Annotated in this window: 20 protein-coding genes and 1 pseudogene; 10 read left to right on the forward strand and 11 right to left on the reverse strand. The window is 39.9% G+C overall.

Annotated features, from left to right (window positions below; all coding sequences use genetic code 11):
* Position 1: 1 nt before the first annotated feature.
* A complete protein-coding gene (locus tag BTO23_RS07580) occupies positions 2–1,042 on the reverse strand; it encodes an HlyD family secretion protein (protein WP_060991804.1) in 1,041 nt (346 codons plus the stop codon).
* Between the two features lie 159 nt (positions 1,043–1,201).
* Here BTO23_RS07580 and BTO23_RS07585 point away from each other — a divergent pair, with 159 nt between their 5' ends.
* The 4 genes from BTO23_RS07585 to secF all read left to right on the forward strand — a co-directional run bounded on the left by BTO23_RS07585 (position 1,202) and on the right by secF (position 5,574).
* Positions 1,202–2,116, forward strand: a complete 915-nt coding sequence (locus tag BTO23_RS07585) for a LysR family transcriptional regulator (protein ID WP_060990502.1) — start codon at positions 1,202–1,204, stop codon at positions 2,114–2,116.
* A gap of 105 nt (positions 2,117–2,221) precedes the next feature.
* Positions 2,222–2,728: a hypothetical protein gene (locus BTO23_RS07590; protein WP_061001898.1), complete on the forward strand. Its 507-nt coding sequence runs from the start codon at positions 2,222–2,224 to the stop codon at positions 2,726–2,728.
* A 119-nt stretch (positions 2,729–2,847) separates the two neighbouring features.
* Positions 2,848–4,671, forward strand: a complete 1,824-nt coding sequence (gene secD / locus BTO23_RS07595) for a protein translocase subunit SecD (protein WP_105063296.1) — start codon at positions 2,848–2,850, stop codon at positions 4,669–4,671.
* Positions 4,672–4,674: 3 nt separating this feature from the next.
* Positions 4,675–5,574 (forward strand): protein translocase subunit SecF, encoded by a 900-nt coding sequence (gene secF, locus BTO23_RS07600; protein WP_060990499.1) that lies wholly within the window; start codon positions 4,675–4,677, stop codon positions 5,572–5,574.
* Positions 5,575–5,855: 281 nt separating this feature from the next.
* Here the strand turns inward: secF and BTO23_RS07605 are convergent, their stop codons facing one another.
* The 4 genes and pseudogenes from BTO23_RS07605 to BTO23_RS07620 form a co-directional block, all read right to left on the reverse strand.
* On the reverse strand, positions 5,856–7,715 hold the full coding sequence (locus tag BTO23_RS07605) for a UvrD-helicase domain-containing protein (protein ID WP_105063297.1): 1,860 nt from the start codon (positions 7,713–7,715) through the stop codon (positions 5,856–5,858).
* Positions 7,708–9,942 carry an ATP-dependent nuclease gene (locus BTO23_RS07610; RefSeq protein ID WP_105063298.1) on the reverse strand — a complete coding sequence of 745 codons (2,235 nt, stop codon included), beginning with the start codon at positions 9,940–9,942 and terminating at the stop codon, positions 7,708–7,710. The genes BTO23_RS07605 and BTO23_RS07610 overlap by 8 nt, the downstream gene beginning before the upstream one ends.
* 111 nt (positions 9,943–10,053) lie before the next feature.
* A pseudogene (locus tag BTO23_RS21485) lies at positions 10,054–10,286 on the reverse strand (hypothetical protein); the annotation flags it as partial.
* Positions 10,287–10,580: 294 nt separating this feature from the next.
* Positions 10,581–11,684 carry a Fic family protein gene (locus BTO23_RS07620; protein ID WP_105063299.1) on the reverse strand — a complete coding sequence of 368 codons (1,104 nt, stop codon included), beginning with the start codon at positions 11,682–11,684 and terminating at the stop codon, positions 10,581–10,583.
* Positions 11,685–11,963: 279 nt separating this feature from the next.
* Between BTO23_RS07620 and BTO23_RS07625 the strand changes: the two genes are divergently transcribed.
* Positions 11,964–12,302: a cytosolic protein gene (locus tag BTO23_RS07625; protein ID WP_105063300.1), complete on the forward strand. Its 339-nt coding sequence runs from the start codon at positions 11,964–11,966 to the stop codon at positions 12,300–12,302.
* A gap of 109 nt (positions 12,303–12,411) precedes the next feature.
* Here the strand turns inward: BTO23_RS07625 and BTO23_RS07630 are convergent, their stop codons facing one another.
* Together BTO23_RS07630 and BTO23_RS07635 are read right to left on the reverse strand one after the other, a co-directional pair.
* A complete protein-coding gene (locus tag BTO23_RS07630) occupies positions 12,412–12,717 on the reverse strand; it encodes a Fis family transcriptional regulator (protein ID WP_105063301.1) in 306 nt (101 codons plus the stop codon).
* Positions 12,718–12,944: 227 nt separating this feature from the next.
* Positions 12,945–13,439 carry a YcxB family protein gene (locus tag BTO23_RS07635; RefSeq protein WP_105063302.1) on the reverse strand — a complete coding sequence of 165 codons (495 nt, stop codon included), beginning with the start codon at positions 13,437–13,439 and terminating at the stop codon, positions 12,945–12,947.
* A gap of 166 nt (positions 13,440–13,605) precedes the next feature.
* Here BTO23_RS07635 and BTO23_RS07640 point away from each other — a divergent pair, with 166 nt between their 5' ends.
* On the forward strand, positions 13,606–14,268 hold the full coding sequence (locus BTO23_RS07640; RefSeq protein ID WP_105063303.1) for a CatA-like O-acetyltransferase: 663 nt from the start codon (positions 13,606–13,608) through the stop codon (positions 14,266–14,268).
* Positions 14,269–14,536: 268 nt separating this feature from the next.
* Positions 14,537–15,022 (forward strand): VOC family protein, encoded by a 486-nt coding sequence (locus BTO23_RS07645; protein WP_105063304.1) that lies wholly within the window; start codon positions 14,537–14,539, stop codon positions 15,020–15,022.
* Between the two features lie 148 nt (positions 15,023–15,170).
* On the opposite strand, the gene BTO23_RS07650 is transcribed toward BTO23_RS07645, so the two are convergent.
* Positions 15,171–16,703, reverse strand: a complete 1,533-nt coding sequence (locus BTO23_RS07650; RefSeq protein WP_105063305.1) for a phospholipase D family protein — start codon at positions 16,701–16,703, stop codon at positions 15,171–15,173.
* A 133-nt stretch (positions 16,704–16,836) separates the two neighbouring features.
* Between BTO23_RS07650 and radD the strand changes: the two genes are divergently transcribed.
* Positions 16,837–18,561: a DNA repair helicase RadD gene (gene radD, locus BTO23_RS07655; RefSeq protein WP_105063306.1), complete on the forward strand. Its 1,725-nt coding sequence runs from the start codon at positions 16,837–16,839 to the stop codon at positions 18,559–18,561.
* Between the two features lie 34 nt (positions 18,562–18,595).
* Here radD and BTO23_RS07660 read toward each other — a convergent pair whose 3' ends face one another.
* On the reverse strand, positions 18,596–19,021 hold the full coding sequence (locus BTO23_RS07660; RefSeq protein ID WP_061001873.1) for a cytochrome c: 426 nt from the start codon (positions 19,019–19,021) through the stop codon (positions 18,596–18,598).
* A gap of 222 nt (positions 19,022–19,243) precedes the next feature.
* On the opposite strand from BTO23_RS07660, the gene rplY reads away from it, so the two are divergent.
* Together rplY and BTO23_RS07670 are read left to right on the forward strand one after the other, a co-directional pair.
* Positions 19,244–19,522 carry a 50S ribosomal protein L25 gene (gene rplY, locus BTO23_RS07665; protein WP_060990479.1) on the forward strand — a complete coding sequence of 93 codons (279 nt, stop codon included), beginning with the start codon at positions 19,244–19,246 and terminating at the stop codon, positions 19,520–19,522.
* Between the two features lie 303 nt (positions 19,523–19,825).
* On the forward strand, positions 19,826–20,272 hold the full coding sequence (locus BTO23_RS07670) for an META domain-containing protein (RefSeq protein ID WP_060990478.1): 447 nt from the start codon (positions 19,826–19,828) through the stop codon (positions 20,270–20,272).
* A 121-nt stretch (positions 20,273–20,393) separates the two neighbouring features.
* Here BTO23_RS07670 and BTO23_RS07675 read toward each other — a convergent pair whose 3' ends face one another.
* Positions 20,394–21,629, reverse strand: coding sequence for a beta-ketoacyl-ACP synthase (locus tag BTO23_RS07675; protein ID WP_060990477.1), 1,236 nt, complete (start codon positions 21,627–21,629; stop codon positions 20,394–20,396).
* The gene (locus BTO23_RS07680; protein WP_060990476.1) at positions 21,626–22,351 is read right to left on the reverse strand and encodes a 3-ketoacyl-ACP reductase FabG2; all 726 of its coding nucleotides are present in this window, start codon (positions 22,349–22,351) and stop codon (positions 21,626–21,628) included. Before BTO23_RS07680 ends, BTO23_RS07675 begins: the two co-directional genes overlap by 4 nt.
* Positions 22,352–22,354 lie beyond the last annotated feature (3 nt).

Here is a 22,354-nt window from a genome sequence, read left to right on the forward strand (position 1 = left end):
ATTAGCCTCGAGTATCAACCGTAGCAACAACAGAAAGACCAGGGATCAATTTACCATCTAGTAGATCGGCATTAAGAATATTGATTTTAACCGGTACACGTTGTACGATTTTTGTGAAATTACCTGTAGCGTTCTCTGGTGGTAATAGCGCAAATTTAGCGCCTGTTGCCGGAGAGAAACTATCAACAATGCCTTTTAGGTGCAGATCTGGATACGCATCAAGATCAACAAATACTTTCTGTCCTTTATGAATATCACCAAGCTGTGTTTCTTTAAAGTTTGCTTCTATCCATACTTCAGTCGTTGGTACTAAACTCAGTAAAGGCATACCCGCTTGAACTAACAAACCGCTGCGTAAACTACGTTTACCAACCACCCCATCAATGGGTGCATAAATATTGGTATAAGACAGATTAAGCTCTGTTTGTTTTAACGCTGTTTTCGCTTGGTTAAGTGCCGCTTCAGCTTGAGCGATCTCACTTTCGATGACGTTAATTTGCTCTTCTGATGCTTGATAATTCGCTTTTGCTGCGTCAACATTTGCTAATGCGACTTTAAGGTGAGACACGTTGTTATCTAACTCATCTTGTGATGAATAATTCTTTTTAATTAATGCTTTAGTACGTTTCACTTGTTGTTGAGTACGTTCATATTCAGCTTTAGCAGATTCAATTTCACTGGCCGCTTGGCGAATTCGAATGTCTTGTAATTTGCGCTCTGCCGCTAAATTTTTAATCGACGCAGCACTCACTAATACGTTGGCTTCAGCTTTTTCTTTTTCTGCAACAAAATCACGGCTATCTATCGTTGCCAATAAATCTCCCGCTTTAACCACTTGGTTATCTTCAACAAATGTTTTTGCAATGTAGCCGCCAACTTTAGGGCTGATTGTCGTAATATCGCCTTGCAGATACGCATTGTCTGTTGATTGAAAATACTGACCATAACCATACCAATACCCACCACCAGCAAGGCCACATAGAATAATAACGATTGTCGCAATCAAAGGTGCTTTATTTTTTTTCTTTTGTTGTTCTGCCACTGCGCGTACCCACTTGAAAATGATGCCATCCACGTTTGTCATAAACATGAATGTAATAAATAAGAGGGAAACAGTATAAAACGAAAATGATTTATTGATTAGATAGGAAAAAAAGGAAACACTGTTGCATAAATCTTACTAATTGAGAGAATTAACATAATGATGGATTTAAATAATATCACCATATTAAACCAAGTCATTGATTCAGGTAGTTTTACTCAAGCAGCCACCAATCTTGGCATGACAAAATCAACAGTAAGTAGAAAGTTAGCGGAGCTTGAAGAGCACTTAGGTGTGAAGCTTATCACTCGTTCAACCAGAAAGTTAGGCTTAACCCAAGAGGGTGAGATCTTTTACCAAGCAAGTGTCAAAGTGCTTGATATCATGCAACAAACCGAACTCGAGCTGACTGCAAATCAAAACCTGATCCGTGGTCACCTTAACTTAGCAATGCCCGTAGAGATTGGACACAGCGTCATGTCTGATTACATTAATAGCTTTCTTATCCGTTACCCTGAAGTGTCTATTAATGTAGAAATGACTAACCGAGAAGTTGATATTATTGGAGATGGTATTGATCTCTATGTTCAGATAGGTGAAATCAATGACTCTTCTTTAGTCGCCAGAACGATTGATTTTTCAGAGCGCGTCATTGTAGCAAGCCCTAATTATTTAAAAATGTATGGGAATATCATTGCACCCGAAGAGCTTCAAGCACCTCATCATCAAATCAAAGTCGTTAACGCAGTTAAAGTCCCTAATCTGTATTTTAATCAGGTCGATAAAGCCATTCGCGTTAATTTACCCTACCGATTAAAAGTAAATACCATCACCGCGTGTAAATCCGCTTGCTTAAGTGGGTTAGGTATCGCCTCTTTGCCTGAATTTTTATGTCGAGAACACATTAAAAGCGGAGAATTAATTCAAATCCTACCTGATTGGGATTTACCTAAAGCCGCTATCAGCTTGGTCTTTCCTCAAAATAAATTGCTTCCTAAACGACTAAGAGCATTTATTGATCACGTATTAGAACTCTTTGAATTAAAGAAACGCCAAGATAAAGCAAACTCGTAAAGTTCTAAAATTGAATCAATTTTTATTAATCGTAAGTTATATCTTGTCAGAAACCGTTCTCCATTATAGGATGCGATCTTCTGTATATTGAACGGTGAGTCTGTAGTGATACGATTGTTTCGTATAATAATGGTGGTTTGTTGTTTTGGGATAGCCTCGCTAGCTCATGCTTCTGCACATCACGATATTATAAATACGATGCAAGCCCCACTGACTATTGAGCAGCATTCAACCACTCAGCCAAGCGCAAAATACAATGTCCCAGTACCTGAATCTGCTGATTTTGCGACGTGTCAGGTAATGCAATCTACAGAAAATAATGTCTCTAAAAATACACAAAGTTCATCACTCGGACACAATGTAAATTTAGGCATTGGCTACTCTTCTCGCATGGCGAATTTAGCGCGACATGAGCCAGAAGAAGTCATCCCACATTATGAGCTTGCCTCAGAAATCCCTGCAATCCCTGCTGAACAATTAGTTATTGGTTATCAAGAAAAACCAAAGCCAACGGTAAATTGGGCGCTTAATAGCTACTCTTCAAGCTCTCGTGTATCGGCTTGGAAAGAAAGTAACCTCCTCTATAGCCAGCGACTGTACCCTCACTCTTAATTTCACAATCAACCGTAATTTATCTACATCGCTTTATCATTCATTAAATAAAGAATAATGATTGAGTGATTGTCTATGACTTTTTCGCATACGATTTTCGTGTGTGAGGTGAAATTAATATGCAAAGAAAACAACCTATACAGCGATTGAACCATTATTCTAAATGGAAATACATCGTACTTATCACGACTCTTGTGATTCTATTATTAAGCGCTATCCCTACTTGGTATGGTGAAGATGCCGCTGTTCAAATTACCAATAAAGACGGACAAATCCCTTCTATTGTTCAATTACAAAATACGTTAACCGACCAAGGAATTATCGTTAAACGCATTGAACAAAAAGGCGATAAAACCATCGTTATTTTGCAAGATGAAGCTCAACAAGCCGCAGCCAAAAATGTATTGGCTACTGTGATTGATGAAGACCAAAAAGGAACAACCCTAGCGTTATCTTTAGCGCCTGCTGCTCCTGCTTGGTTACAAAACATGGGCTTTGAACCGATTAAACTGGGTCTAGATTTACGTGGTGGTGTTCAATTCTTATTAGATGTTGATGTTAACCAAGTTTACCAAGCACAACGTAATGAACTTGCTGATTCACTAAAACAAGAGTTGAGAGATGAACGTATTCGCTCAGTTCGCTTCCAAAAAGAAGGCAGTGATAGCCTAGTGGTTCGTCTTCCATCAGAAGAAGCAAGCCATGCCGCTCGTGAGTTTATCCATAAAAACTACCCTACATGGCAAGTATCTAACGGTGATGACTTTGATCTTAAGTTAACGCTAAAAGAAACTGAAAAAGTTGCTGTTCGTAACCTAACGGTTCAACAAAACTTACAAACCATGCGTAGCCGTATTGAAGAATTAGGTATCACTGAAGCCTTAGTTCAACGTCAAGGTGAAAACCGAATTCGTATCGAGCTTCCGGGTGTTCAAGATCCAGCTGCTGCAAAAAATGTTATCGGTGCTACCGCGAGTCTTGCGTTCTACGCAGTAAAAGAGCAAGGCACTGGCAGCACAATGGAAGTGCCTGATGAGAATGGCCGTCCTGTTCGTGTGGGTAGAAAACCCGTACTAAGTGGTGACCACATTGTTGATGCCCGCGCAAGCTTAGGCGAAATGGGTATGGCAGAAGTAAACATTGTTCTTGATAGTTCAGGCGGCAAAATTATGTCTGAATTCTCTCGTCACAATGTTGGTAAACCAATGGCTACGTCGTATAACGAATACGGTCGTAACAGCAAAGGTGAAACCACTCAAAGTAACAAAATCATCAGTGTTGCGACAATTCAAAGTCAACTAGGTAGCCGCTTTAGAATCACAGGTTCTGGTTCACTCCAAGAATCTCAAGAACTTGCATTGCTACTACGTGCAGGCTCACTAACTGCGCCAGTCACTATCGTTGAAGAGCGTACTATTGGTCCAACTCTTGGTGCTGAGAACATTCAAAATGGTTTTGCTGCTTTAGGCCTTGGTCTTGGCTTAACTCTGCTATTTATGGCGGTTTGGTATCGTCGTTTAGGTTGGGTGGCGAACATTGCACTTGTCGGCAACATGGTGATGCTATTTGGTTTACTTGCGCTTATTCCGGGTGCGGTTCTTACTCTTCCGGGTATTGCAGGTTTAGTATTAACGGTCGGTATGGCGGTTGATACCAACGTTCTAATATTTGAACGTATTAAAGATAAACAAAAAGAAGGTCGAACATTAGCGCAAGCAATTGATAGAGGCTTTAGTAGTGCATTTGGTACGATTTTCGATGCCAACTTCACCACAATGATTACCGCCGTGGTTCTTTACACTATCGGTAACGGCCCTATCCAAGGCTTCGCATTAACTCTGGGCTTAGGTCTATTAACCAGTATGTTCACAGGCATCTTCGCTTCACGTGCCATTATCAATTTAGTTTGGGGTCGTGATTCTCGTCATGATGTTAGGATTTAAGTTATGTTTATAAATATGAAAAATGCAACAAAATGGCGTCACATGACGAGTGTGGTTTCTATCGGTTTGATGATTTTTGCATTATCAATGATAGCGATGAAAGGCCTTAACTGGGGTTTAGATTTCACTGGCGGTATCGTGAGTGAAGTTCAAATTGATAGCAAAATCACAAGCAGTGAAATTGCTCCGTTATTAGATGCAAGCTTTAAGCAAGATGTGGCAGTGATTGCCTCTGGTGAGCCGGGTCGTTGGGTGTTGCGTTACGCGATTCCACCAAAAGGCGTTGAGCTTCCACCACTGACTGAAGTACTTGCTCCACTGCATTCAGAGGTTCAAGTGCTGAATACCAGTATTGTTGGTCCACAAGTAGGCCAAGAGCTAACTGAACAAGGCGGCATGGCGTTATTGGTGTCGGTTCTGGTTATCTTAGCGTACTTAAGCTACCGTTTTGAATGGCGTTTGGCTTCTGGCTCTTTGTTTGCCCTAACCCACGATATCGTGTTTGTGCTTGGTTTCTTTGCTGCCACTCAAATGGAGTTTAACTTAACCACCCTAGCCGCTATTTTAGCGATTTTAGGTTACTCGTTAAATGACTCGATTATCATTGCAGATAGAATTCGTGAGCTATTAATTGCCAAACCTGAGTTATCTATCCAAGAGGTCAATAACGAAGCGGTTGCTGCAACCTTCTCTCGTACTATGGTGACATCAGGAACAACCTTAATCACTGTTGGTTCTTTATGGTTATTAGGTGGCGGTCCACTAGAAGGCTTTGCGATTGCGATGTTCATCGGTATCGTGACAGGTACTTGGTCTTCTATCTCAGTAGGTACAAGTCTACCTGAGTACTTTGGTTTGAATTCGGATCACTACAAACCAAAACCTATTTCTGAAGAGCCGTAGAGATTGGTTTAGGTTTAGATAATAGACAGTAAAAAGCCGCAGGGAATGCGGCTGATGTTGGGGGATCTGGTTTAGGCTGGGTCCCTTTTTTGTGGGTGGAATGTAATTACTGGACAATAATGAGTTAGTAACTGTACTAAATGAACAAAAAATAGATAGCTTAAGTATGAAAATTCAATAGGAAAAGACTCAAAACTAGCCACAAAAATTAATCAAAACAGCCCATAAACTTTTATCTCCAACAACACTAGCTAGCATTAGTTTAAGGTAGAAAAGTCTATCTACATCATTTCAATTTCATCTTCCCTAAACCAACCAGACTCTAAACTCTTCCTCTTAACAGCTTCAGGATCTTTTGTATATGCAACGACAGCTAAGCTCTTTTCTGCCCTACTACATATCACATAAAATAACCTTCTAGTTCTTGATAGAACAGAGTCTTTACCTTCTGATTGATTTCGTATGTCCGTCTGGGACAACTCTTGAGCACCAAATAGTTTTTCATAGCGGAACAAAAATCCATTTGCACTATTATCGTCCATAATTGCCATAACACGCTCAAACTCTAACCCTTTAACCCCTTGATGTGTTCCATACCCTAACTCTTCATTAATATAAAGAGCATAGTTTTCCAAATGACTGATAGGAGCTAAAAAAGCCTGATTCCACGCAATTGATCGTTTACTTAAATTCTCTTCTTCCTCGTCGTTTGTCTCGTCAGATGAACCTACAAGAAGAACATTTAGTTCATCAGGAATGTAAAGTAGCTTGCAATCTTTTATCAAACGCAGAACCTGTGCTAAAGGAGGATCAAGTTTCGAGACTATGACTCTTACTTTATCAACTGACTTATCTGTATTTTTAAGAGTCAATATTGGATCTAAGCAAAAATCCACGTTATTGGAGCTAATAACTCCAGAGTATTTTTTGATAATACTTGCAATAGCAAACTCATCTCGAACTCGAATTGCGTTAACAAGAGGTAACAAGCTATTGCACAAAAACCTTAAAGAAACATTTGTTCCGTTAAGTAAGGAATCTCTCAGACTGTCAACTGTTGCAAGTGGCAAATAAAACTTATCGAAGTTCCCCCTGATAGCTGCCATTGCATGTTCCAAAGTAAGAGCTTTTATCTTATTTGGTTCAAGCCAAAAAGAATCATCTGAAATAGCTGACATCTTAGCTCTAATTGAAGCTTCTACATCTCGCTCACGCACAGTATCAGAATCAATAATAAACAACCTAACGATTCCAAGCGACGCTCCTGCTTTTGGCTCCTGCTTTTTCTTGTCATCCTCTTCGCGAATACTGTTAATTAACTCTATTACTCGCTGCGGACAGCGGTAATTTATCGTCTTTAATGGGGTCTTCCAATCGTCAGGCAATGAGGATTCAAGATCATGTTTCCCTCCTCCATATATCCTTTGCATGAGATCTCCAAATAACCCAAGAGAAAACTTCGAACAATTCAAACTTTGAGTTTGAATGAAAGCCTCCATGAGCTCTTTTCTAGTGTCCTGACTTTCATCTATTAAAAGTATGGGATACCTATTCGTAAGTATATTTTGGAGTAACTGGCTCTCATTCAATAGAGTTGCAGTAATCTGTATCACTTCTTCATGAGAAACCGTACCTCTTTCGGCTCTATTACTTGTAGGCGAGTACGAAAATTTTTTAACCAATCGTAATTCGTCTAATCTCGTAACTTTAGACTCTCTTTTTCTAATATTTTGCTGAGCTGTCTTCCCGTTAATGTCTCTGGCTTTCGAGATTTTTAAGTTAAGATCCTCGATATCGGCACTAAGTTTTGTCTTAAGCCACCCTTTAATATCTTCTGTAAACGGTTTAATCATCTCCCAAACAAAGCTATGGATTGTGGATACGTGAAACAATGGGTCATAAGACAAACGTCGTTGAATTTCGTTACACGCTGCATTGGTATATGTTATGACCCCGACCCGTTGACCATTTTGGATAAGGCGACCTAAGTTGTTCTCTCGTATTTCTTGTAATACATTTACTAGAGTTCTAGTTTTACCAGAACCAGCACCAGCAAATAATAGAAAGCTCTTGGGGTTATCAAGGTTTAGATATCCGTAGATTTCATGATCGACCCCGATTAGGCTGTTAGGCTTACTCACCAATCATTTCCTCCATAATTTTAGAGGCTTGATTTTCTGGTACCCATGTATAGTCTAAGCTCATCGTCTCTAGCTCACTCTCTAGCCAAACTAGCCCCTCGCTTATGTACTCTGGGACAAGCAGCTCGTTAGGTTCAACATCAAACAGTAGGTCTAAAGCCATTTTTGCTTTCTCTCCATCGAGAGCTTTATACATAGCATTGCAACAAGCATTTAGTGTTGTCATTTTTGTAGCTAAATGCATTTTCTTTACCATTCCAGTTGAGTTTCTTAGCGTCTTAAAGAGCTCGAAGTTCGTCAGAGCTACTGCATCTTCGAACGTATAAGGAATAACTTCTTTCGTCGTTCTCGCATTCGGCGTGAATTTAGTCTGAATACCATATTGGAAAGATACGCGAACGTTACCTTGAACTTTTCGCTCAGGCGGTAGGTCAAGCAGGTCATCCAAAGTCAACTTACTAAAATCAAACCAAGTTTTTAGTGTTTCACTGCCAAACTCTAAAGAAGCCCCTCTTTTCGGGCGTGCTTTATTTCTTAGAGAGTCACACGCATCAGTATCGGTAATGACTAATGTTGGTAAACCTAGTAGTTCAATTAGAGGACGTAATCTTTGCGCATGAGCACCACCAATTTCCAATATTGAAATATAGCTTCGTCTCAAATCCTTATGATGGTTGGAAATGAAATGTGGTAGAAGCATCCGTTCCGCAGCCCCCTCTACCAAAATCACCCCATTAGCAAAGAACAAGTCGCAATGAGTTGTCTTTAGATACCTTGAAACAAATTTGTTCGTGGACGATACATCAGTTTCACTTTTCTTCTCGGAGGGAAAAACTGTCGCAAGGTTCACCACTTCAGCCTGAGGAGTAGGTTGTTCTCTAGAAGCAGGTTTTCTTTTGAAATAGCGAAGGGATTCAAAACCTGCTTCATAAGCAACGTAGCTAGAGTGGGTACTAATAACCATTTGGGTCGTCAGATTATCTTCAACGGCTCCATATTCTCTGAGTACCTTATAGGCTTTACGAACAAAAACCTGTTGTACTTGAGCATGAAGGTGAGCTTCTGGTTCTTCAACCAAAACTAAATGAATAGGTTCAATCGCCGCATCTTCTTCCGAACGCTTTTTGCCTATTTTTCCGACCTTCAACCAACGATCTCGGAAGGTAATCAACTGAAAAATTATATGGATCAAGTTTTTGTAACCCAATCCATTGTATTGCTCAGGAAGAGAAAATGTATTGTCACCGAAATTCTGTTTTCTAACGTCAAAGATTACAGCAGCATCATGCTCTAAAGTATCGATCGGGTTCAACCTGCTCGATAGCTTAATATCAGGATCGGTAAACCCTGGATATCCAAGCTCCTTTATCTCGCCAAGAGTTTTTTCAAAGGCTTTATCCAATCGAGAATCAAACTCGATTTGAGCCTTTTCAACTGCCTCTAACGCATCTAAATCTTCAGCCTCAGGCATATCAGATGGATTTAAATGACGCTTGTAGTATTCATTTAGCTGTGAAGATAGACTGCTAGCAGGCTTTCCTAAATCGGAGTGAGGGTCAGAAAAGCCTCTTTGCGCTTCAATTGTATCGACTCGAAAAATACCCTTAAATGGATCAGAATCAAAACAAATAGCGTCATTTGTAAGCGTTTGTGTTATATCTCTCTTAGCAGGGTCAAGTAAGAACGCTTTGATTTCAAATTCAACATGTAGTTTTTCCTTGAGATAATCTTTAAAGTCTCTTGGCCAAAGTGATAGTTGTTTCTCACCATTCACTTTAACTACAGCTTCACGCTCACGTACGTAATTTTCCCGTAAATTATCCAAATTTTTTGGCTGATATACCAAGCGAACCCCCAAAGGCTCGCCATTCCACTTCAACGTAGGTATCAAGTGAGAAACTCTCTGAACCTCACTAACGTCCGCTTCAATCCAAACATCCAACGACGGACAATAAGGTTGCCAATTTAATAAATCTAATCCAATAAAAGCACTTGTATCCTCATTCATCCATGATTGAGCAAATCTATTCAAAAATATCCAATTGCATAAAGTAAAATCTGTTGACGTTATTTTTTTCCCTTTATCTAGAAAACAAATCAACGCATCTGTCGCAGAAGTCTTTCCACTATTATTTGCACCAACTAAAAGTGTTTGCTCCTCCGAAAAATCCACACGACAACGCTTTAATTTTCTAAAATTTTGAATATCTACAAAGCTAATTTTCATGAGTTTCTCATCAGGTTACCATTAAGCAATTATTTTAATATTAAATCGTATATACATTGTTGATCCATATATCAAATAAACTCAATAATTTTAATTTTAAGAATAGACCAATTAAAAACTCATCATAACCAAACTTTCTACTCCCCCCAAAACATAACGAGTACTTCGACCACCCACCCCAGTTTTAACCAAACAACCAAGTTCAACTAATTGCTAAATGGCCGAGATTATGTGGGCTTACTGACCTTTGCTACTTTATGATATTGAGAAGTATTAACCCCCTCTTCAAAATCCCCATCTAGTATTCGATTAAGCACTTTGACTTGCTCTTCTGTCAGCTTGGTTCAATGTATAACCGTCAATATTAGAACTTGCATTTACCAACCAGATCATCCAAGATCATTTTGTAGGTATATTGACCTACAAGGTAAGAGAGAGACTAAGTCGGATTGAAATATCCTCTCCTCCCGCTGACTAAAACAGCATTTTAAGCGAGTAATGTCGGGTTAGAGTGTATGTCGGTGACCATGCAAGACATGGTGTTAACTAGGTAATCCGGAATGATTTATGAAAATGAGAGAAAGCTCTGACAAAATCAGAGCTTCTTTTATGTATTCAACTTTAGTAAGTCAACTCATCTATGTTTTTACTCTCCCCAAAACATAACGAGTACTTCGACCACCCGCCCCTGTTTTAACCAAACAGCCAAGCTCAACTAACGTTGCTAAATGCCGAGATGCTGTGGGCTTACTGACCTTTGCAACTTTATGGTATTGAGAGGTGTTAATGCCCTCCTCAAAATCGCCATCTAACATTCTATTAAGCACTTTGACTTGTTCTTCTGCCAGCTTGGTTTGATCAACCTTGCGCCAAAAGTTGGTTTTAAAAATCGTTCTGTCTATCTCGTTAAAAACTTCTGCAAACGTACTATCAAGAGTTTCAAAAAACCATTGTAGCCAAGCGGTAATATCTAGCTCCCCTTTTTGGGTTTGCTCTAAAATCTCATAATAGCTTTTGCGGTTCGCCAAAATACCAACGGACATCGCATAGAATCGAACCGATTGATGCTCGGCTTGCGCTAATGCGAGATCCGTAAGTAGACGAGTGATTCTTCCATTACCATCATCAAGTGGATGAAGCGTCACAAACCATAAATACGTTATTGCCGCTCTTAATAGAGGATCTAAAGAAGCATCGCTTTTTGATGTATTAAACCAATCAATAAACTGACTCAATTCAACATCAAGAATATCTCTACTTGGTGCTTCAAAATGGACAACAGGACGATCAATACGGCCTGATACCACTTGCATAGGTACATCACCACGTAATTGCCCACCCACCACAGGATTAAACATGGTGTAGCCTTGAGGAAATAAACGACTATGCCAATGCAAAATACGATCGAGTGTTAAAGGCGTATCTAAGTTTTCTACCGCATCAAGCATGATCTCAGCAAGGCCATCAGTCTGCTCAGTAGTAGGAAAAGGTCTCTCTTCACTTAATCCTAATTTATTCGCTAGCGAAGAACGCACCGAGAACGCATTTAACGTTTCACCTTCAATCGCGCTTGAATGGACAATATTGGCAAGTAACGTATCAAGCATGGTTTTTTCTTGGTCTTGGCTCGTCATCTTCCCTAATAAAAGCCCTTGGTTAAATCTAACCGACCTTAATAACGGTTCAATAACGCGTTCATCCCAATAAAAGTGAGGCCATTTATCTTGCTGCCATATCCACATAATGCCTTCCTCTGATCCAATTTCGCTTAATCTACTCACAGTATGATGCGAATAGCCCGCTTATTCAAATCATTTTGCGATGCGATTAAGCACCCTATTCACATCAAAACGTGATTAGATTAGAGGTGCTATTCAACTCACGACAAGCCAAAGGTATTTCAAGTTGACCTAGTGAGAGCCCGAAAATGGCAGAGTATCACTGCCTTTATTCGCTAAACCTCTACTACGCACTCCCTTGATAGTGATACAATCTCCGCATCAGAATTACCGAGAAACTCTATGTATATTCATCATGTTAACGACATCGACTGGCTGGTGATTACCGCTTTTGAAGAACTGAAAACTATGTTTATCGAAGAAGCAGGTGCGATCCCTTCTTGCTTCTCTACCGCCAGTGAATTGAGCCTGATTGATCAAGCCAAGCGCACTTATGGATATTTGCCTACACTCAGCGGCGTAATCACCGATACTGGCACATTTCAAAGTCAGAGTAATGAAGAAGATTTAAACCCACAGCTTGCCTGCCTAGTTGAGGGGCGTGGTCGAGTATTTATCTATCACGGCGGCTTTGTCGCTTTTGTGGATGACGAGCAAACCTTTATTACCCGAATGGACTGAAAATAGCGGTATCCCTAGACTTAAGTAAGCTATTCGTCACCCTGACACAGAGGGCAGACATTAGCTTTCAGGCTTTATATCAAACTGTATATAAAGCCTTTGATGACCACTACTCGCGATTTTTCTGCGTATCGTAACTGATGTGTTTATCTACGTTCTTTAATTGAACCCCAACCTTATCAAACGCCTTTTGGATAGTTGCTGAAACATGAAGCGGATCTTCTCCCATTAAAAAGTGTGCTCTATCTTGATCCGTTTCAAATACGCAGATAATTTTTAAGCTCTGTGGAAAAGAAGAATATTTGACCGTGTGAGTCACCCAAAGAAAACCCTCGTAGCCTTTTAACGTATCTTCACAAACTTCGGTTAACACGTCTCTAATTTGATTTTCAATCTTCTTATCTGATTTACGCATAATGCAAACTTCCTATTTAACACCTTTAAAAACGTTTTCGATCAATATTATCTTAAACGATATTAAGCTGTGTGGCAGTTTCAAATACAAAGTATTTATAGTAATGCTTGAAAAACTCGCAGTGTGGGAATGTAAGTGGATGAGTCTATTTTTTGTAGCAAATCGAAATAGTGCGACACTGTCGCACGATTTGAGTTGTTCAGATTTGTTGTTCGCTGAAATGGGAATTACTTTGCTTTTGATATTGTGTGCTGCTCTGCAATGAAAGCGATTTCTTTATCATTTAAGCACGATTTACTGACATATTGACGCTGTTTACCTATATGCAAGATAAACCCTAAATCGCTTTGTTCAAGTTGATCAATTTCACTCCATGTGATGCTACGAGTGATTTTAGCGCTTTTATAACTCACTCCTTTAGCGTCAGCCTGAAACACCACTTTAGTGCCAGAGAGCGAGCTGATTTTTTGTCGCCATAACCACCACGTTCTTTTAAAGTAGATACTAAGCCCCTCAATAATACTCAAAACAATAAAGAACCAACCAACATACCCATTAGGTAATAGTTCAAGTTTTAATAAAACCACACCAAAAAGAAGAAATAATATTCCTTTTAAATAGGCTTTTGGAAATTTAACAGGATGGCTAGTTTGATCATAACACTCTGCAAAGAAAGTCTTGTCGAGTGTGTATTCTGTGGTGACACTAAAATCTTTAGACATATATGGCTACTTTACGGTTTTAGGTGAATGAGTATCTTATGTTGCGATATCGCAATTTGGGTATTGTACCGTTTCTCGTGCTTTTCTACACTCAAATGTATCTTGAAGTCTCTTAGGTATATAGAATCAGCCCAATCAAAATCAGTGAACTCTATAGGGAAATAAAATGGCATATGAAGTACTAGATGTCAGCCAGTGGGCGCGAGCACAACACTTGAAATTCTATCAAGGCTTTAGTCACCCTTGGTATAACATCTGCTCTAATATCGACGTAACGGCGCTGCACCAATATTGTAAGCAGCACAATCACCGTTTCTTTCACGCTTATCTTTACCTAACTCAGCAAGCACTAAATAAATGTGAACCGATGAGCTATCGCCTTGTAGGGGAAGAAGTACGTATTTACTCGCCTATGTGTGTCAGTGTCGCGCTGCTCGCCGATGATAATACGGTACGCTTTTGCGATTTAGACCATGAGCCTACGTTTTCTGACTTTACCATCAGTGCAGCAAAATCCGAGACTAGGATTAAGAACACGCCTTTTATCGTAGAGCAATTTATTGGCCAAGAAATGAAGCAGAACACGATTCATTTAACTGTATTGCCATGGGTCGATTTCACCAGCATGACTCATGCTAGAGACGTTAACTTCCCAGATAGTGTGCCGAAAATGGCATTTGGGAAATTAGTTCAACAAGGTGAGCAATGGCGTATGCCGTTATCCATTGAAGTTCATCATGGTTTGATGGATGGCTTGCATATGGGGCAATTCATACAAGTATTACAAGCGATGTTTGATAACCCATCACAGCTTGAACAATCAAAATAGGATTCATCTTTCTACTGAGACGAGCGGTCTTACGCTCGTCAAAATACCAAGTTCCATTTGATTACTCTCCCCCAAGCTCAACTTTAAATAAAGATATTCAAATCACATCATTCCGTTAATCATAAATATTCTTATATCCCTCTTACGATAATAACAAAATATTATTATTTAAATAAAATTTGATAATTTCACGTAATCTGCATTCTTACCTATACTCTCCTACATCGAAACAACATAACGAATTAATAAAACGTATTTGGAGCACATTATGAAAATGAATCACGTTGGTATCATGGTTGGCAATATGGATAAAGCTGTTGAATTCTACACTAAAGCGTTAGGCCTTGAGATTGTAATGGGCAATACCAAAGTTACAGAGGAACGTGAAACTGCAATTGGCCGTATGTGTATTGCTGTTTTTGGTGAAGGCTTTAAAGGGTTTAACATTGCGCATTTATTAACTAAAGATGGCATTGGCTTTGAATTATTTGAAATGAAAGAGCGTCAAGAACGTCATAACGTAGATTTTTCTCGTATCGGGATTTTCCACTTTTGTCTTCAAACCGATGACTTTCATGGTGTAATTAAGCGCACAGAAGAATTTGGTGGCAAGGTACGTATGGATATCATGCGTTACCACCCAGAAGATGATAACAATACAAGCCAAATGGTTTACCTAGAAGACCCGTTTGGTAACTTATTTGAGCTTTATTCTCATACATATGAAGAAACATACGCTGCCGATTACGAGTAATCAAACTCTAGCAAAAGCGGTATTAAAAAAGGATTGGTAGAAATACCAATCCTTTTTTTGTGTGAGCAATTGAATGTTTAATAAGTCTGCTATTATTTAATTTATAGTAAGTGCTAAATCACAACTTAGCACATTACGATTATTCGTATCATAGGTATTTCTCTATTGGCAATAACTGCAAAAATTGGGATTCAAAACGCTCCCATCGCCCTGTTTCTGGCTCGTCTTCCCAACTTTTATCACCTGAATACCAACGGACTTCGTTCTCTTGCAGCTTTAAATGCCAACTGTTCTTTTCATCCATCGCTTTTTCTATATCGCTCGCAAGACGCTCTGCTATCTTTTGATTTTCAATAATTAAAATTGATTCGGTATTAAGATAAGTCGATCGTAAATTGAAATTAAAAGAGCTGATACTCGCTATTCGATCATCAAAAACCGCAGACTTTGCATGGAGACCATAAGCAATAGTTGGGGCACATTTAGACACGTTACGGGTCGATTCTTCACACAATTCAGTTTCTGGTTTTAATTCATATAACTGAATACCATGCTCAAGCATATCTTTACGGCGACCTGCATAACCTGAATGGTTAGTGGTTAAATCGTTCGATGCCATTGAGTTAGTTAGCGCTTTTATCTCAACACCGTTATTAACCAGTTCTTGCCACCCTTCTAATTGGGCATCATCAAAAATTAAATACGCCGATTCTAATAAGACCTCTTTATCTGATTCACTGGCTAATTTCGCGAGCGCTTTCGCCGTTGCTTTTGGCTCACTGGTGTTATCTTTATCTAAAGGAACAGGTCGATCAGACACAAAATGTGCATTCACCCAAGTCATTTTTGCTGTTAACTCTTCTAAGAACTGATAGGCGATTTCATTGCCCTCAGGTAACGCTGGATAATTTGTGTAAATTGGCGCTGCTATCTCATCTAATACGGGTTGTTCTGGTGATGTTACCTCACCCAATAAATCAACAGGGTAAGACCAAGTGCTGTCCCAATATTGAATAAAGCTCGTTTGAATATCGGCCACCACAGAGCCTGTTACTAACACATCACGATCACGAAAATTAATGTCATCAGAGAGATCAAAATACTCATCGCCAATATTGCGCCCACCGACAACCGAAAAAGCACCATCAACAGTAAATGATTTATTGTGCATACGTCGATTTAGGCGAGAAAAGTCCCCTAAGAAGTTCACCCATTTGGTTACTCCACGACGGGTTGGAATGGGGTTAAATACACGGATCTCGACTTGAGGATGAGAGTTAAGCGCAATCAAAAGATCTTCACGCTCATTTAAGTTGATGTCATCAAGCATAACGCGAACTTTTACGCCGCGATCAGCCGCTGCTAATAAACGACTCGCAAGATAATGACCGGATGCATCTGAGTTCCAAATGTAATATTGGATATCTATGGTGTGTTCAGCAGTTTCAATTAATGCTAATCGCTGAGCAAGCGCATCCCACCCTGCATCTTGTATCAAAACAGCACTGGTTTCTTTTGTTGTTTTCTGAGGTAACGATGTGTCTCTCAACTCAGATAAGCGACTTGTTAATGGCGTAACAACTGGCTCATTAGCGTGCTCAACCAGATCAGGAAGTGAACCACACCCTGAAAGAATGGCGACGAAAAATAGCGTGATATTAATGCGTTGAAGCACTGACATTTATTAAACTTCCTTTTTTAACGTGGAATAATCAATCCTGATTTTATCTATTTTAATATTAGCAAGAAAACAAAGAGTAATCTTTTATATTCTGATATGATTCACGCTTACCTCAACCACTGTGTTTATATCCATGTATACGTTACGCCCTTATCAGCAAGATTCAGTGAAAGCCGTTATTCATTATTTCCGAAAGCACACCTCTCCGGCAGTGTTGGTGCTGCCTACTGGAGCAGGAAAAAGTTTGGTTATTGCGGAGCTGGCTCGTATTGCTAAAGGTCGCGTATTGGTATTAGCTCACGTTAAAGAATTGGTTGAACAAAACCATGAAAAATACGAAGGGTATGGTGAAGAGGCCTCTATTTTCTCTGCTGGTTTAGGTCGTAAAGAAAACGATAAAAAAGTGGTATTTGCTTCGGTGCAATCAGTGGTTAGAAACCTTGATTCGTTTAAAGACCAATTTTCATTATTAGTCATAGATGAATGTCACCGAGTGCCAGATAACAAGGACACCAGTTATCGTAAAGTCATTGAGCACCTACAAGCTCAAAACTCTGGCATTAAGGTTCTTGGATTAACGGCAACGCCTTATCGCTTAGGCATGGGATGGATTTATCAGTACCACACTCGTGGACAAGTCAAAACCGACACGCCTCGTTTTTTCCGTGATTGCATTTTTGAATTGCCTATTCAGTACTTATTAGATGAAGGTTTTTTGACCCCAGCAAAACTGTTAGATGCCCCAGTATTAAGTTACGACTTTTCGCAATTAAAGCCTGCTTCTACTGGCAAATACAAAGAATCAGAATTGGATTTGGTGATCGAAGAGTCCAAGCGTGCGACGCCACAAATCGTGCAACAAATAGTGGAATACGCAAAAGACAGAAAAGGCGTGATGATATTTGCAGCAACGGTTCGTCATGCTCAAGAAATATTGTCACTACTGCCACCAGATCAATCCGAATTGGTGATTGGCGATACGAAAGTGATTGAACGTGATGCCATCATTCAACGCTTCAAGAAACAACAAACCAAATTTTTAGTTAATGTCTCAGTATTAACCACCGGCTTTGATGCGCCTCATGTTGATCTTATTGCTATTTTACGTCCAACCGAATCGGTCAGTTTATACCAACAAATCATTGGTCGAGGACTGCGCTTAGCGGAAGGGAAAACGGAATGTACCATCTTGGATTACGCAGGCAATTGCTACGATCTCTATCAACCTGAAGTGGGAGATCCTAAACCCGACAGTAACAGCGAAATTATTACTATTCCCTGCCCTGCTTGCGGTTTTAATAATAACTTCTGGGGCAAATTAGACAGTAATGGCTTTTTACTTGAGCATTTTGGTCGTCGTTGCCAAGGCTATTTTGAAGATGATGAAGGGACTCGTGAAGAGTGTGGTTATCGCTTTAGAGCCAAATATTGTAACGAGTGTGGCGCAGACAATGATATTGCTGCACGTATCTGTCATGAATGCGATGCGATCTTAGTTGATCCAGATAAAAAGCTAAAAGAAGCGCTTAAATTAAAAGACGCTCGAATTCTCAACTGTATTGATTTGACACTTACAGCAGGAAAAAACCAATTCGATAAGCCACAAATTAAAGTTACCTATATAGGCGATGATGATTCTGAGCTGCATGAAGTGTGGCAAATGACGACTAAAAAACAGAAACAATTATTTTTGAATCACTTTGTTCGTCCCCATTTGGTTGATAGACATCGTCCATTTGAAGAAACAACCGCAATTAAAATCGCGAATAACCAACACCGTTTTCGCCCACCGAGTTTTGTGATTGCGCGTAAACAAGGTAAGTTTTGGTCGATTCGCGATAAGATCTTTGAAGAGTAATCTGTTTATAAAGTCATCCGCTTGTAAAACACGATTACCACAGCGAACGATAATTCATGTGACAAGAGCGGCACTGCGAAAAAGCCTTATCAAGCGCAGCGCGTGCTGCCTCTTCATCTTGCTCAACTGCGGCTTCGCTAATTAGCATGAATTGCTGAGATAGCGTATCAAACTTGCCCTCAAACTCTGCTTTTTGAACCCAAATTTTAGTCCGTGCTCGGCTGTTGTCTGCGCTTCCTTCTGGAAACAGGGTTTTCTGCTCTTCTACTGTTAAATGCGCACTTTGGGCTAATGGCATAATTCGATCCCAATCTATCGCTTCTTTATCAAACGCGTCATCGAGTAAATCGACAGTTGCATCAAGGTGTTGGAAATTATCTTGACGAGTTTCTATCTCTTGAGAGTAATCAGCGGCAATCACTGAAAAAGAAAATAACGTAACTATTCCTATTTTTTTCATCTTTGATTCCTTTCATTATCGATAAATTAGTATTGGTTATTCCATTTTTAACCATCAGATCTCTACATTATCAAAATCCCCTTAAAAACACACTAAAATAGGTTGTTAGATAAATAATGGGGTGGTACTATTCGCGCTCGTTTTTCGAAACGAAAAGTCTGTTAAGTTAGGTCGCTAAGCTTAATGGCATTTTTTTATTTTACTATTTTGAGAGTAAAGACTATGAAATTTGAAGCAGTAGTACGTACTGAACAAGGTAAGGGTGCGAGCCGCCGCCTTCGTCACGCTGGTAAATTCCCTGCAATCGTTTACGGTGGCACAGAAGCTCCAGTATCAATCGAACTAATCCACAGTGATATCATCAACCAAATGGATAAGCCTGAATTTTACGAAGCAATTGAGCTAGTAATCGATGGCGCTACTGTTAAGGTTAAACCGCAAGACGTTCAACGTCACGCGTTTAAGCCTAAAGTTGAGCACATGGACTTCATCCGCATCTAATTCGAGTCTGTTTTACTCTTTTGCATTATGTTATTTCTTTCTTACCAATTGAAATAACAACCCCTTTAAAGCCCTGATATTACCAGTATCGGGGCTTTAATCTATCTGACGCACTCAATTATAGACCCTCCTAATATTCTTCTACTTAAAAACTAAGATCCCCTTCTCATTTTGTATTCTAATTTATAAGACAACAGTAATTGGACAGTGTTTTTTACTTTTTACTGACAATATTGGGTTATTCTCTTCTATACTTCTGTGTATTAAAAAAAGTTAAACTTCATAAACCAGTTAGGAGTTAAAATGAAAAAATTATTAGTGGCTGTATCTCTACCTGTATTAATGGCTGCATGTGCAAGCAATGGTGATAACCTAATGGCTGACACTCAAGTTTCTGCTGACATGCTTCAACACCACAACTGGCAGTTAACGCAAGTTGATGGTAAAGACATAGCCACTCCTGAAAAAATGGAAGCTCCTCGTCTTGAAATTGGCGAAAAAATGACAGCAAACGGTAACGCTGGCTGTAACAACTTCTTTGGCCAAGGCGAGCTAAATAAAGAAGGTCAATTCCGCATTGAGAAAATGGGAATGACAATGAAAATGTGTATGGGTGATGTGATGACGACTGAACAAGCTGTATCAAGCACACTGTCTACATGGAGCGACATTACGCTTACTAAAGAGAACTTGATCCTTCAAGGTCAAGACCATGAGTTAACTTTCACATTGCGTGATTGGGTTAACTAATCCAGCTATCTAGCTGTTGATCTTCAATCTAACCAATCTGAAGATATAAAAAAACCGGTGAATTCCCCTCACCGGTTTTTTACTATCTGCTACTTATGAACCGATAAATTAGAAAATAAAACTACGCTTCAGTCCAACGCTTAAAGATAAGTGATGTGTTTATTCCACCAAACGCAAAGTTATTGCTCATGATGTAATTACAATCAATCTCACGCCCTGTTCCTGTAATGTAATCTAGTTTACCACAGCGCTCATCGACGTTATTTAAGTTCAGTGTTGGGCTAAACCAATTGTTACGCATCATCTCGATCGATAACCACGCCTCAATCGCTCCACAAGCACCAAGTGTATGACCAAAGTAGGATTTCAATGAACTGATTGGCATTGATGAGCCAAATACGTTTTCTGTTGCTGTACTCTCTGCAATATCACCACGCTCAGTTGCTGTGCCGTGAGCTGATACATATCCAATTTGCTCTGGAGATAGGTTCGCATCTTTTAGTGACATTTCCATACATAATTGCATGGTTTCCATTTGAGGTTGTGTTACATGAGCCGCATCGCAGTTACTTGCAAAGCCAATCAATTCAGCATAAATCGTCGCACCACGTGCTTTTGCGTGTTCGTACTCTTCAAGTACTAATGCACCTGCGCCTTCACCAATAACTAGACCATCTCGGTCTTGATCGTATGGACTCGGCGAAGTTTTAGGTTCATCATTTTTTAAGCTCGTTGCAAATAAGGTATCAAATACGGCTGATTCTGTTGGGCAAAGCTCTTCTGCACCACCGGCAACCATTGCGGTTTGATAACCGTGCTTGATCGCTTCATAAGCATAACCAATGGCTTGGCTTCCTGAAGTACACGCACTGCTTGTTGGAATAACACGACCACGTAAACCAAAGAATAAACCGACATTTACTGCTGCGGTATGAGGCATCATTTTTACATAGGTTGTAGCCGTGATCGCTTTAGTGCTTTTCTCACTTAACATAACGCCAAAAGCGCCTACCGCATCAGTAGAGCCTGTAGATGAACCAAAGGCGATACCTGTTTGGCCGTTTGTTAGAACATCATTACCAATCAAACCACTTTGTTCTAACGCCTGTTCAGAAGCAACAGTAGATAATAATGAGACTCGCCCCATTGAACGAATTCTCTTACGGGTATAATGCTTTGGTAGAGTAAAGTCATCAATTGGTGCGGCAAGCTTAGTGTTAAGACCATCATAAACTTCAAAGCTTGGCATATATTGAGTGGCATTTTCACACTTACGCAGATTTTCGCCTACGGTGTTCCAATCGCTGCCTAAGGCTGTTACGCCTGACATGCCTGTTACCACAACACGACGATTCATACTAAACCACCATTAATAGAAATAACTTGGCGAGTCACATAACCCGCAACATCTGACATTAGGTAACTAACAAGACCTGCAACTTCTTCTGGATCACCCATACGGCGCAGTGGTACTTGTGGCAAGGCATGCTCTTTTACATGCTCATCGACCATACCAGTATCTATCAACCCTGGAGCGACACAGTTAACGGTAATTTTTCGTTTTGCTAATTCTAACGCTAACGATTTAGTTGCGCCAATAACACCCGCTTTAGCAGCGCTGTAGTTAGTTTGGCCACGGTTACCAACGATACCTGATACTGACGCTAGCGTTACGATACGGCCACCTTTACGCTTTTGAACCATAGGCATAACACAAGGATGAAGTACGTTGTAGAAGCTGTCTAAGTTAGTATGAATGACACTGTCCCACTCTCCCTCTGTCATTGCAGGAAAAGCCGTATCGCGAGTAATTCCGGCATTACTTACGACGCCGTAATACGCACCATTCATTTCGATGTCATGTTCAAGCATGAGTCGACACTGAACGCGGTCACTAATATCAAACTGAATTAAACGGCCTGAACCACCATTCGCTTCAATCGTCGCTAATGTTTGTTCTGCTCCCGCTTTGTCACTCATATAGTGAACAACCACAAAAAAACCATCTTTTGCTAACTGCTCTGAAATTGCGCGACCAATCCCCTTACTGGCTCCGGTCACTAATACTTGTCTCATCATGAT

It is taken from the genome of Aliivibrio sifiae (genome assembly GCF_002954715.1).
GTDB lineage: Bacteria > Pseudomonadota > Gammaproteobacteria > Enterobacterales > Vibrionaceae > Aliivibrio > Aliivibrio sifiae.